Source organism: Pseudomonas sp. A34-9, from assembly GCF_029543085.1.
Lineage (GTDB): Bacteria > Pseudomonadota > Gammaproteobacteria > Pseudomonadales > Pseudomonadaceae > Aquipseudomonas.
On the sequence record NZ_CP119967.1, the window covers coordinates 2,013,726 to 2,026,487 of the forward strand.

A 12,762-nucleotide genomic window follows, 5' to 3' on the forward strand; every position below is an offset into this window, starting at 1 on the left:
GTTGTTCATGACTCATTTCGCGTCATGAACCCGTTCAATTGCTTACCGAGAGACTGAATTCATGAGTGATCCCCTTCCAGCAAAACCTGCCGAAAAATCGGTGGACTTAGCGTTTCTGGCTCGTAAACCGACATTCCTTGAATGTGATGACGCCGCCGCCTTTCTCCATGGCATGAAGTTCGAGGAAAACACCGAGGTTCTCTGGTTTATCCTGAAAAATAGCCAAGGACGGTATGTTTGTGCCGAGTTCTTGAAATCAGACGCACCGGAAGTGAGTAACGACAGCGACCCACTCGAAGATCCACTTTTCGTGTCCAAGTGTGCGAGGGGGCAATTGTGCGTTCCTGTCGGATATACCGTCGTCGCCAGTTTCCATTTACATCCACGCGCAAAGCCGGGCCCGACCGAAACATCGGCGGAGTTTTCTTATCGCAATCGCTTTTTTTCGTGGTCCGATCTGTGGGCCGTAATGAACCGACGGCGCCAGTACTCCAGGTGCTATCTGTCCACAGGCGAGGACGGTCTTATTTCATACACTTCAAATGCATCGGATTTTGAGGCTGACCTGGCCCGGCAGATTGCGAAAAATACAGACAAAAGCGCCGGTTTGATTCAGCGCTTGTATGAAGGAGGCACTTTTCCGGCCAGCATCTGGATTCTGCTGGCTATCGGGGCCGGTGAACTCCAGGTGGTAGTCAATTGCGTCGCTAAAAGCGCGTTATGGTTTCGCCGAGGCGCATTGAATGCCAATTGGAAATGGTACGTTGACCCAAATAATCGGAAAAAGAAGCGCTCGATCGAATTGATGCCGATTTTCAGCCCCGTGTTCCATGACATCGCAGGCGTTGCGTCCTACTGGCGTATCAGGCAGCCCAATTCATCCGAGGGGCAAACAGTGGGTGTGATTCTCAAGCATAACCACCGGGATGAGTTTATTGCCACCGCTGCCCATTTCAGTGATTACGTAACCTTTGACTTGCCTATGCTCTTCCCCAAGGATCGGCACGGCAACCTCCAGTTTCCCGAGGGGTTCCGGGTCTATGGTTTCTATCATTCGAGCAAGCCGTCGCTTCCAGACCTTTTGCCCGCAGCGGACACCGAACGCTTCAAGAACTTTTTTTCCCCTGCCGATATGAAAGTCGGACTGGATCGATTGGTCGCGGCTCCTCATCACCACTTGTTCATGATCACGCCTGATGAGGCGGTCTTGAGCTTTTCGCAACCCGGTATTCCAGTCAGAGCGTTGATTGTTGAGTTGACGACGGACTTTGAACGGAAGTTGGTCTCGGGTGAAACCACCACACAGATGTATGTCGACAAAGTCGCGGCGGCCGGAAACCTGAGCGTGCTCTCGCCGAGCAAGACATGGCCGACTGTCGGTAGGGTCAGGCCGTCTGCCGAGTTGATAGCGCGGATTCCCGAGCCTGCAGAGTAATCAATCGCCATTACGCTGGTGACGATAGTCGCTGATCGCTTCGTACACAGCCTTGCGCAGTCGGTTGATCCCACCGATCGGGCGGTGCGCTTCAATGCCAAACCACGGGTTGAACGACAGGTTATCGCATTGCAGATTCAACGCGGGGGTATCGAAATCCTGCGGCGGCAGGGTGATCCGCGCGACCGTTTCGAAGGGCGAGTCCTGCTCGCGCCATTCGATGCTCGTGTCCTCGATCGGCATGTATTTGTGGGCATCCTGGCGCTGGATCTGCAGCACGAAACAGGCCGGCACTCGATCCGTCGACAATTGCTGATTCAACGCGCTGCGCAGGAAGTTCGGCAGGTCGTGGTTCTGTTTGGGTAATGTGTACGCGGGGCAGTTATCCGGATCGGGTGCTACGCGAAACTTTGCATTCGCCTCGCCGAATTTGTAGGGCGAAACCGAAAAGTACGTCGTCGTGGTCGGGCTGTCCGGCGGTGGCGACAAGGTTGCCAGCGCGATAAACAAATGGCGGATTTGCCAGGTGCGCGGGTCCCATCCGGGGAAAAACGCCATGACCTTCTTGCCGTCAGCCTGCGCCGCCACATTCTGACGATACTCGGCGACATCGCTGACAAAGAAGTTCGGGTGGCTGAACATCACGAAATCCTGTTCAGACTGTGCCTGGCGGTTGCCGAGCAGTTGCTTTCCCGGAACGTCCAGCAGTTTGATCGCCATGCCTCGGGCGTCGCGGATGCTGTCGAACTGTGGGTAGGCATTGCCGTTGGAGAGGCGAATCATCGCTTGCCAGGTTTTGCCTGGTTCACTGAACACGCCTTGTCGCAGCGACTGCGCCAGTTCCGGCAACACCTGTACCTGAGCTTTTACACAACCATGCGCCTTGGCATGGGCGTCGCGCAGATACCGTGTGCTTTCACGGTGTTGATCGACGATGCGTACGGCGGTCTGGATCACGTCCTGGGTCAGCGCCGCTTCGCCGGTGGGAATCTGCTCCTGCGCCGACACCGGGCCACGGTGCTGCCAGGCAAACCATGCCGTGGCAATGGCCCAGCAGAGCAGGCCGATGGCGAGCATTATCAACAGGGCCTTGCCCAGCAAACGTCCCAGCCACAACCAGATTCTGCTCAGCAGCGACTGTTCTTTCTTGAAGGTCGAGATCATGGCAATTGCGCCTCCAGTGGGCCGCCGAGGACTTTCAGGTACTCGAGCAACGCCCAGCGTTCTTCGGGCTGCAACAGCCGGCCAATCACGCCGTTGCCGCGTTCGCCGGCGCGGAACTCATGGCCGCTGTTGTGGTTGCCGGTGATGCGCGTGTCGAACAGGAAGCCATTGGTAAATGCTTCGGTGCGATAGCCCAGATGTCGCGGATCGTATTCAAAGGTGCCTTTGAAGAAGGTGGTGGCGCGTTCATCCTGCGGCGACAGCAACTGATAAATGCTCGGCACTGAACCGTTGTGCAGAAACGGCGCGGTGGCCCAGACACCGGCCAGCGGGCGAGCCTTGTAAGCGATTTTTTCGCGAACGCCGATCGGCAGGCCAAAGCCGTCCATGCGTGGTTTTTCCTGTAGCGTGACGTTGGCTTCGCGGTAGGCGCGGTCTTCGACAAAAGCGGTGACGTAAGCCAGCCCCTTGGCCACTGACAACTGGCTCAGATCCAGTGGCTCCTTGGGTGTCGGATGCAGTTTGACGTCCATTTTTTCCAGCTCCTTCAGATCCCACTGCAGGGCGGTCAGGTCGAAACGATGGCTGGCGATATTGTTGGCGGCGGTCGGGTCGGTGCCGATGACATCCACCGGCAGCATGTGCAAATGCTGCACCCAGCGCTCACCTTCCTGCGTCTGGCGCGGTATGTGACAACCGGCGCAATTCTCGGTAAACAGCGTGCGCCCTTTGGCTGCCAAAGGCTTGTCGATGACGCCAAACAGATCTTCTGGCCAAGTGGGCGGCTTGAGCTTTTGCAGGGTTTCTTCGATCTTGTGCAGATCGCGCACGCGCACGCTGGAGGCATAGCGAGCAGCGCCTTGCAGCGGCTGGCCGTTGCCATCAAAGAAGTTCAGGGTCGCGCCAACGCCCAATGCCTCGCCGATATTGCGCGCCATCGGCTGCTGCGCCGAACCGTTCCACTGCACCCAGTCGAACGTCCACATGTCCCAGAGCTGCGGGTAATCCACCGGGGCATTGGCCACGCGGTAGTTGGCGGGGGAAATCGCATCGCCAAACGTTGCGTTGGCTATGCGTCCGAAGGCATCGGCGCGACCGGGGCCTTCTTCGGTTGGATAGAGACCGCGATGGGTATCGTTCCAGGCGACCTTGAGGAATGTGTTCAGAGAGGTTTTGAAGTCTTTGCGCAATTGCTCGTGGCGGGCGTCGTATTCGTCGCCCAGTACGGTTCTGGCGAAACGCTCGAATTTCCATGGGTTGTAGTAAGTCGCGGTCAGACTTGCCACCAATGCCTGTCCGAAACTGCCGCCGCGCAAAGTAGGAACACTGGAAGGCAGCACATGTTGCGCGGTCCCGCCGTCAATCCGTACGGCCTGACCTTTGAAACGCAATTCGCCGGTGTGGCAGGCGGCGCAAGTGATGTCCAGATATTGCTCGGTGCTGCCGGGATTCTGATGTCGGGCAAACCCTACGGGGAGGTTGCCGGGGTTGTTCGTTGTGGCTTTCTGTTGTGGATCGATCAGAAAACCAAAACGCGCCAGGTAATCGGGCGAGGCAAAACGTTGCGCCGAGAAGGGCAGTTCCAGCGCCTGGAACCACTCATAGCGCAGGCCTTTGACCTGCGTGCCCTGTGGCGTGAAATAGTAGGTTTGCCGATCTTCATCACTCCATTGATTGAGGTAATGCACCTGCCCGGCGGGCGTGTAGAAGGGCAATTTCGGGTTGGCGACGTAGTACAGCACCACTGCGAGAACGAGTCCCAGCAGCACGACGATCAGGGTCAGCACACGGAATAGAAGGCGCAAGATAAACATCCTTGTCGAATTGTTCCGCTGTTATGCCTGAGCACGGCCCCATGCGGCAAGTGGCCATTACGCCAGATGATGCAAGAAGGAACGAGGCTGATTGTCGGGACAAGATGACAGAAGCTTCATCGTCGCTTCGCCTCAATGCGTTTTAATCCCTGAACTTATCGGAAGATTCCTGCTCTCATGCCGGTAGCCATTGGTCGTGGCGGCCTGATAAGCTCGCGGCTTTACTCGATTGCCCTTTCGGCGCATGAACAAGGAAATAGCATGAAACAGCATCGGTTGGCGGCGGCGGTTGCCCTGGTTAGCCTGGTCCTCGCGGGTTGTGATTCGCAGACCAGCGTAGAGCTGAAAACCCCGGCGCAAAAAGCTTCCTACGGTATCGGCCTGAACATGGGCAAGAGCCTGGCTCAGGAAGGCATGGATGATCTGGACTCCAAAGCGGTAGCCCAGGGCATCGAAGATGCCGTCGGCAAGAAAGAACAGAAGCTGAAAGACGAAGAACTGGTCGAAGCCTTCGCCGCGCTGCAAAAGCGTGCTGAAGAGCGCATGGCCAAGATGAGCGAAGAGTCGGCAGCCGCCGGCAAGAAATTCCTCGAAGAAAACGGCAAGAAGGCGGGTGTAACGACCACTGCTTCGGGTCTGCAGTACGAAGTGGTCAAGAAAGCCGACGGCCCACAGCCTAAGCCGACTGACGTAGTGACTGTTCACTACACCGGCAAGCTGACCAACGGCACCGTATTCGACAGCTCCGTCGAGCGCGGCAGCCCGATCGATCTGCCAGTGAGCGGCGTGATTCCGGGTTGGGTTGAAGGTCTGCAGCTGATGCACGTTGGCGAGAAGTACAAACTGTACATCCCTAGCGATCTGGCTTACGGCGCCCAGTCGCCAAGCCCGGCAATCCCGGCCAACTCGGTTCTGGTCTTCGACCTGGAACTGCTGGCCATCAAGGATCCAGCCAAAGAAGCTGCTGCTGCCAAGTAATCGGTAACGGCTCGACAACAACGCCTCGCTTATGCGGGGCGTTGTTGCATCTGGAGTCTGGCAAGGGTAAACAGAGCGAACCGATGGCGGTCGGGAGAGTCATAGCCAGTGAGGCTGCCCGCGCTAGCCGCCCTGAGCAGCCAAGTCAATGAAATATTGGTGTTTTTTATGTGAGTAAAAAACGCCCGATCTGAGCGCAGCCCTTATGAAACGGGGCTTGCAGCGCTGAAATGCAGCTCTGTTCACAAGGTTATCCACAATTTGTGTGGATAACATTTCAACGGGAGGAATAGATGAAAGCTCCGTGGAATTTCGCTCGATTCCTGCCCTTGGCCGGCCGCCTGCTGGCGCGTGGACGTTTGCCGACCTTATTGTTTGCGGTCGCCAGCAAAGGCGCCGCGCAAGGCAATCGCCTTGGTAAACTCAAGGACGATTTACGTTTGCTCCAGGCACTGTGCCTGGCCTACTGGCGCGGCGAGTATCGGGCCATCAGCGGCAAGGCACTGGTTTCGGTCGTGGCGGGTTTGATGTACTTCCTCAGCCCGGTGGATGCGATTCCGGATTTTATCCCCGTGTTCGGCATGCTCGACGACATCGCGGTTCTCGCCTGGCTGATGAAAACCCTCGACGATGAGCTCAATGCTTTTCGCTTGTGGCGCAATCGTCAACAGCCGGAAAAACTGGCAGTCGTCGAACGCCTGCCGGATACCCCCGAGCAACTGCAACTTCAGGGGCCGAAAAAGCCCTGATTCATTAAGTCTTCCTGTAGATAGATACCCCCCGCGACCTTGGCCGCTGTTAGGATTACACTTCTAGGGAAAAGTGCCGACTCGCTAAGTGTTGTTGTCCTACGGGGTAGTCATGGATATTCAGATAATTGCACGCGATGGCGAACCCGAATACGCGGTTCTGCCGTGGGCTCAGTATCAGGCTCTACTAAAAGCAGCAGGCATCAACGAAACACCGTCGCGTCCGGCCCCCACGCCGCTCGCGGCGACACCAGACCCGATTCTTCCAGGTCTGGATCAACTACGCAGTTTGCGCGAAGGGAAGGGCATCGCCATTGAGGCGCTGGCCCGCACGGTAGGCATCAGCCCGTCTTATCTGGCCATGATCGAAAGTGGTGAGCGTCAGCCCGACGCCGCGATTCGCCGCAGCCTGGCCTGGGAACTGACGGTGCCAGGGTGGAGGGATGAATCGTGAGCGTACGCATCAGTCGTCAACATTGGGACGGATTGCTGGGAGAACTGGATCAGGCGCGCCGGCAGCGCCATCTGCTGACCTATCGGGCGCTGCTCGAGCGGTTGCAATTGCCGACACCGGCAATGCAAACCTTGACCGCCGCGCTTGAACATCTGGCGGCACTCGACGCCAAAGCCGAACAACCGTTGCGCAGCTCGCTGGTGATCAGCCAGGGCGCCAGTCGTTTGCCGCGCACCGGTTTCTTTGAGTGCGTTGAACGTCTGGGGCGTTTTTCCGGGCCGTCCGATGGCGTTGCCGCAGCCTCTTGGCATGCCTCGGAAGTCGTTCGCGTTTTCGAATACGAGTACCCGGAATCGGCGGAGGCCTGAGTGTTTTTACGACTCAAGGCGCGGGCCAGTTACTGGCTGGCCCGCAGGCTGTTTCACTGGTCATGGTTCGTTCGACAACCGCGTGGCTGGCGCTGGCTCGAAGGTCAGTTTGCGCGCATGGCCAACCTTGGCGATGTCGGCGCGCAGAGCTTCTATGGGCACATCCTGACCTTTCGCGGTGTCGGCCTGGGCGCGCGGGAAGAAGGCGTGCGACTGTTGCGTCTTGCGGCATTGGCCGGCGATGGCAAAGCGGCTTATCAGGTCGGCGTGATCAGCCTGGCCGGGACACCAGGCAAATCGCCGGACCCTGTCGAAGCCGCCCGCTGGTGGAACATGGCTGCCAAGGCCGGGCACCCGTTGGCTGAGCTCAAATTGAAAGAGCTGAGCGCTGGCGACTCAACACTGTAAATCCATTTATGTCCGCTCAAATAAACGCGGCGTGAGGTTTTCCTCACGCCGCGTTTGCGTTTTCGCGCACATGTTTATTTCTTGTCGACGCTTTACAGATAAGTCCTACAGTCATCGCCTACTTGCCTGACTTCTTTCCTGATTGATCCCCCGCACAGTTCCCGCGCCTAATTTTTTTGCGCGAGGGAACGCTCATGTTTGACCCGCTTATTCAGTCCACTTCGCACACTCGCGTGCGCTGATGGAAGCCGTCACTCGCATCGAGCAAGCACTCGACAGCTTTCCCGACACCCTCAGCCTTTACCGCGAACAGCTCAAGCATTGGGCCAGTCGCGCGGCGGACGAGGTCAGTCACGCTGCAGATCTGCCGTCGCTGATGGGCATGGAGCGGATCATTCGCTTCGGTTCCGCCAGCACTGCCGTCAGCAGCAGCGACAACGAATTTTTCTCCGGAGTCGTGCAGTGCCCCGAGAGCGGCCCGATGCTGATCGAAAGCAAATTCGAGTCGGTGTACGACATCCCGCTCGGCAACATCGTGGTCGATGTGATCGCCATGGACGGTGGCGAAACCACGCCCATCACCCTTGATGCGCAAGGCAAGGGCTCATTCAACGGAATACCTGGCAAGTTCTACCGGGTGCTGGTGCACGGCGATGTCACTCCGGATCAGGTCGAGGATCTTTTCAAAGCCTATAACGGCCTGACCGCTGTGCTGGATGGCTGGCTGCGCAGTGAATGGCAGGGTTTCAAGCCGCAGTGGTCGCAGTCGGTGGTGACGGCGGTGGGCAACGGCATGCTCGCCGGGAGCTGGGCCGCCATCGAGGGGGTGTGGGACAGCATCGGTTTGCTCTCGGACATTCTCAAGGATCCCGGCAAGTTTGCTGAGCGCTTGGGCAGTGGCGCGGCGGATCTGATCGAACTGGCGAAAACTGCGCCCGAGGTCATGGAGAAGCTGCAACTGCTGGTCAGTGACGAAGCAGCACTGTGTTTATTACTGCGCACTGCCAGCCTTTGGCTGGAGATGCTCCCGCCCAGCGAAGTCGCCGGCAAAACCGCTGAAGCGGCGTCGATGATGATGGTGCAATTGCTCATCGATGTGCTGATCAGCGTCGTTTTGACGTTCGTCAGTGGTGGTGCAGGCATCGCTTATCTGACGCTGCGTCTGGCGGACCGCGCCGTTCAATTGCTGTCGGCGGTGAAACGTCTGGTGAAGGCGATGTTCGGCATCGTCGAAGGGTTCATCAAATACGTCGATCAATACAAAACCGTTGCCGCCCGTGGCATCGCCGCCGGGGTGAGAAAGGGCCGGATGCAATTGCGCTGGGATGCGCAGCGCAACACCTTGCTGAAGAAAGACGAGCATCACGACGATTCGCCGGATCAGGCGAAAAACCCCAACGGCGACAGCGCCGATTGCGTGCCGCTGACTTGCACCAACGGTTGCCCGGTGTCGATGGTCACCGGTGAGGAATTGCTGACCCTGACCGATGCGGTGCTCGATGGCGTGTTGCCGTTTGAGTTCACTCGGTTGTATCGCTCCAGCGCCGTCGAGATCGATGTTGGACTGGGGTTTGGCTGGAGTCATTCGCTGGCGCATCGGCTGGCGTTTGAGGGCGACTTTGTTGTCTGGGTCGACCATGAAAACCGCCGCACTCGCTTTCCGTTACCGAGTAGCGAGCGACCGGCGATCCACAACAGCCTGTCGCGGGCGGCGATCTTTCTGGGTGATGAGCCGGAAGAGCTGATCCTCGCGCTGGCCGGTGAAACGGCGCGGTTCTATCACTTTCGTGCGGGGCGGCTGACGGCGATCAGTGATGCCTATGGCAACCGTCTGACGGTGCAGCGCGATCGGTCTGACCGGGTGCAGCGACTGGACAACGGCGCCGGGCGTTCGCTGCTGTTGCGGTATGAGCGGACGCAGTTGCTGGGTGTCGATTACCAGGTGTTTCGCGATGGTGCCTGGAGCACCGAACAAGCGCTGGTCAGTTACCGCTACGACGCTTATCAGCACCTGATCGAGGCGACCAATGCCGTCGGTGACAGCGAGCGCTACGACTACGACGACGCCCACGTGATCCTGCAGCGGCAACTCGCTGGCGGCGCGAGTTTCTTTTGGGAGTGGGAGCGTTCCGGCACGGCTGCGCGTTGTGTACGCCACTGGGCGTCGTTTTCGCAGATGGACACGCGCTACGTCTGGAACGATGACGGCAGTGTCGCGGTGCATTACGTCGACGGCACCGAAGAGGTTTACGTTCACGACGAGCGTGCGCGGCTGGTGCGCAAGGTCGAGGCGGATGGCGGTGAGCAGCTCAAAGCCTATGACGACGCGGGGCGCTTGATCGCCGAGCAGGATGCGTTAGGCGCGATCACCGAATACCGCTACGACGAGGTCGGACGACTGATCGCGCTGATTCCACCGGATGAAGCGCCCACGTCCTACGAGTATCGCAACGGTTTCCTGCACAAACGCTCGCGTGGCGACGCGGTGTGGATCTACCGGCGCAATGCCGAAGGCGATATCACCGAAGCGGTCGACCCCGAGGGTCAGGTCACCCATTACTACTACGACACTCGGGGCCAGTTGCTGTCGATCCGCTACCCGGACAGCAGTCGGCATCGGCTGGTCTGGAATAGCCTTGGCCAGTTGACCGAAGAAACGCTGCCCGACGGTGGCGTACGGCGTTTTTCCTACGATGCGCTGGGGCGGCGGACCACCACCGCCGATGAACACGGTGCGGTCACGCGTCAGCATTGGGACGCCGTCGGCCGACTGATTCAGACGACATTTCCTACCGGCAGCACCCGCGCCTACAGCTACGGCGCCTACGGTCAGGTCACCGCCGAGCGTGATGAGCTGGGGCGCATCACCCGTTATGAATATGACGACGATCTGCATCTGGTCTCGCGGCGGATCAACCCCGACGGCACGCAGGTGCAGTACCGCTACGACCATGCGCAACTGCTGCTCACCGAGATTGAAAACGAATCGGGGGAAAAGTATCGGCTGGACTACACGCCGACCGGGCTGATTCGTCAGGAAGTTGGTTTTGACGGTCGCCGTACCGCGTACGCCTACGACCTCAACGGCCATCTGCTGGAGAAGACCGAGTTCGGTGATGACGGCTCGCAATTAGTTACTGCGTATGTGCGCGATGTGGCCGGGCGTCTTCTGGTCAAAACCCTGCCCGACGGCATCAAGGTTTCTTATCAATACGACCGCCTCGGCCGTTTGATTGGGGTCGACGACGGCCAGCAACATCCGTTGGCCTTCGAGTACGACCGTCAGGACCGCTTGATCACCGAACATCAGGGCTGGGGCACTCTGCGCTACCGCTACGACGCCTGCGGCCAGCTCAAGCGCATGCGCCTGCCGGACAACAGTCTGCTCGACTACCACCACGCCAAGGGCGGCGCGCTGACCGGCATCGACCTCAACGGCGCACCGCTGACCCGCCACGTCTACCAGTGCGGACGCGAACTGCAACGCCAGCAGGGTTTGCTGCTCAGCGAATATTCGTACGACGAACAGGGACGATTACTCGCCCACGCCGTAGGCCATCAGCGCGCTGCGCTGTATCGCCGCGATTATGCCTACAACGCCAACGGCAATCTCGCCCACATCGCCGACAGCCGCCACGGCCAGCGCACCTACGGCTACGACGCCCTCGACCGCCTCATCCGCGTACGCCACTCGCGCGACGAACTGCCGGAATCCTTCGCCCATGATCCGGCCGGCAACCTGCTGATGCAGGACCGCCCCGGCCCAAGCCAGATCCAGGGCAACCGCCTGCTGATGCAGGGCGACCGCCACTACGACTACGACGCCTTCGGCAACCTGATCCACGAACGCCGCGGCCGCGCGCAAACCCTCATCACCGAATACCGCTACGACTGCCAGCACCGCCTGATCGGCCTGACCCGCCCCGACGGCCAGACCGCCAGTTATCGCTACGACGCCTTCGGCCGGCGCATCAGCAAAACCGTCGACGGCGAAACCACCGAATTCTTCTGGCAAGGCGACCAACTCGTCGCCGAAAGCAGCGAACGCGAATACCGCAGCTACATCTACGAACCCGGCACCTTTCGCCCCCTCGCGTTGCTCGACGGCAAAGGTCCGCAAAAAGCCTGCCCCTTCTACTACCAACTCGACCACCTCGGCACCCCGCAGGAACTCACCGACTACAGCGGCGACATCGCCTGGTCCGCGCAATACGACGCCTACGGCAAAGTCGCCACGCTGACCCTGGCCGGCGAGGACTACCTGAACCAGCCGCTGCGCTTTCAGGGGCAGTATTTCGATGGCGAAAGCGGACTGCATTACAACCGCCATCGGTATTACGACCCGAGGCTGGGGCGGTATCTGACGCCGGATCCCGTCAAGTTGGCGGGTGGGTTGAATCAGTACCAGTACGTGCCGAATCCGACGGGGTGGGTGGATCCGTTGGGGTTGACGTCGAACTGTCCGCCACCGAATAAGCCTGGGTGTGAGGTGCCGGGTGGGATTGGTGGGGCTAAGGTTGATGAGGGTGAGCCAGCGCTGCCGAAGATGACGGTGCAGGAGCGTAGGGCGAGGATTGACGAGTTAGCGGAGGAAAATGCTCATAGGCGTTTGGATGAAATGGAGAAGTCTTCACAAGGCGCACATTTTTTAGAAAAACATGGCAAGCAGACCACGCTGGCTTCTCAGCAAGAACGTTCAGTTACTGGACGAAATCCCACAACGGGAGTTATTGAAGTTTATACCAAGGGGAAAAAAGCTGGGCAGCCCAAAGTCCCCAGTGCGGCTACTCATTTTTTAAGTCATAGAGACCAGTTAAACGCCATTCATCGTGCACAACTTATTTTCAGGCGCACTGATTTGATGACGTCAAGAAACCCCATGAATATGGGTAAAATTATAGGAGAGGGGTATAAAAAAGGAGGCGTGATCTATGGGCGACAGACACACGCTGTTGTTGTTTTAAACAGTCAAGGGCAGCCTTTTACATCTTATACGGAGTTTCTAAAATGAAGCGCAAGCCAGAAATGTATGTTGTGCGTAGTCTGCTTTTTATATTTGATATAGATTATCCTTGTGATGAGGCGCGCGAGAGTTTTATCGTATCCAAGAATGTCAACGATGAGAAAGAGCTTACTGAGCTTTTCGATGAATTTATGAAAGGTGAGTTTCTTATCTATACCTCGCCTGAAAGGGAGTGGTGTATTGAAACGCTACGTTATTTTTTAGACTTGGATGATGATTTTGATGAGGTGTTTTCAAGAATTACAACCTATTTTGATGATGATGTAATTGAGCCTAAAAAGTTCATGAAGACATTGCTGGATTGTTTGATTCGGTATCACGTCGAAAGCTCAACAAGTGAAGTGCATGATGGTTGAGGTTGTAGGCGGA

10 protein-coding genes are annotated in these 12,762 nt (G+C 58.0%); 8 read left to right on the plus strand and 2 right to left on the minus strand.

All coding sequences use genetic code 11. The annotated features are described in order from the left end of the window. Positions 1–61 precede the first annotated feature (61 nt). Entirely contained in the window at positions 62–1,435 is a 1,374-nt protein-coding gene (locus tag P3G59_RS09045) for a hypothetical protein (protein ID WP_277761275.1), read from the plus strand. Here the strand turns inward: P3G59_RS09045 and P3G59_RS09050 are convergent, their stop codons facing one another. Continuing rightward, complete coding sequence (locus P3G59_RS09050) at positions 1,436–2,599, minus strand: catalase family protein (RefSeq protein ID WP_277761276.1); 1,164 nt, start codon at positions 2,597–2,599, stop codon at positions 1,436–1,438. Next, entirely contained in the window at positions 2,596–4,404 is a 1,809-nt protein-coding gene (locus P3G59_RS09055) for a di-heme-cytochrome C peroxidase (RefSeq protein WP_277761277.1), read from the minus strand. The genes P3G59_RS09050 and P3G59_RS09055 overlap by 4 nt, the downstream gene beginning before the upstream one ends. A gap of 270 nt (positions 4,405–4,674) precedes the next feature. Here P3G59_RS09055 and P3G59_RS09060 point away from each other — a divergent pair, with 270 nt between their 5' ends. The 7 genes from P3G59_RS09060 (at position 4,675) to P3G59_RS09090 (ending at position 12,749) form a co-directional block, all read left to right on the plus strand. Beyond that, positions 4,675–5,391, plus strand: a complete 717-nt coding sequence (locus P3G59_RS09060) for an FKBP-type peptidyl-prolyl cis-trans isomerase (protein ID WP_007919751.1) — start codon at positions 4,675–4,677, stop codon at positions 5,389–5,391. 293 nt (positions 5,392–5,684) lie between these two features. Beyond that, positions 5,685–6,140 (plus strand): YkvA family protein, encoded by a 456-nt coding sequence (locus tag P3G59_RS09065; protein ID WP_077571749.1) that lies wholly within the window; start codon positions 5,685–5,687, stop codon positions 6,138–6,140. A gap of 112 nt (positions 6,141–6,252) precedes the next feature. Continuing rightward, positions 6,253–6,594 carry a helix-turn-helix transcriptional regulator gene (locus P3G59_RS09070; RefSeq protein ID WP_277761278.1) on the plus strand — a complete coding sequence of 114 codons (342 nt, stop codon included), beginning with the start codon at positions 6,253–6,255 and terminating at the stop codon, positions 6,592–6,594. Next, positions 6,591–6,962 carry a hypothetical protein gene (locus P3G59_RS09075; RefSeq protein WP_003223109.1) on the plus strand — a complete coding sequence of 124 codons (372 nt, stop codon included), beginning with the start codon at positions 6,591–6,593 and terminating at the stop codon, positions 6,960–6,962. Before P3G59_RS09070 ends, P3G59_RS09075 begins: the two co-directional genes overlap by 4 nt. Next, positions 6,963–7,370 carry a sel1 repeat family protein gene (locus P3G59_RS09080; protein WP_277761279.1) on the plus strand — a complete coding sequence of 136 codons (408 nt, stop codon included), beginning with the start codon at positions 6,963–6,965 and terminating at the stop codon, positions 7,368–7,370. Between the two features lie 241 nt (positions 7,371–7,611). Then, positions 7,612–12,381 (plus strand): RHS repeat-associated core domain-containing protein, encoded by a 4,770-nt coding sequence (locus P3G59_RS09085; protein WP_277761280.1) that lies wholly within the window; start codon positions 7,612–7,614, stop codon positions 12,379–12,381. Continuing rightward, entirely contained in the window at positions 12,378–12,749 is a 372-nt protein-coding gene (locus P3G59_RS09090; protein ID WP_277761281.1) for a hypothetical protein, read from the plus strand. The genes P3G59_RS09085 and P3G59_RS09090 overlap by 4 nt, the downstream gene beginning before the upstream one ends. Positions 12,750–12,762 lie beyond the last annotated feature (13 nt).

Coding starts and splice junctions, on each gene's coding strand:
- P3G59_RS09045 (WP_277761275.1), top strand. CDS start 62: ATGAGTGATCCCCTTCCAGCAAAACCTGCCGAAAAATCGGTGGACTTA.
- P3G59_RS09050 (WP_277761276.1), bottom strand. CDS start 2,599: ATGATCTCGACCTTCAAGAAAGAACAGTCGCTGCTGAGCAGAATCTGG.
- P3G59_RS09060 (WP_007919751.1), top strand. CDS start 4,675: ATGAAACAGCATCGGTTGGCGGCGGCGGTTGCCCTGGTTAGCCTGGTC.
- P3G59_RS09065 (WP_077571749.1), top strand. CDS start 5,685: ATGAAAGCTCCGTGGAATTTCGCTCGATTCCTGCCCTTGGCCGGCCGC.
- P3G59_RS09070 (WP_277761278.1), top strand. CDS start 6,253: ATGGATATTCAGATAATTGCACGCGATGGCGAACCCGAATACGCGGTT.
- P3G59_RS09085 (WP_277761280.1), top strand. CDS start 7,612: ATGGAAGCCGTCACTCGCATCGAGCAAGCACTCGACAGCTTTCCCGAC.
- P3G59_RS09090 (WP_277761281.1), top strand. CDS start 12,378: ATGAAGCGCAAGCCAGAAATGTATGTTGTGCGTAGTCTGCTTTTTATA.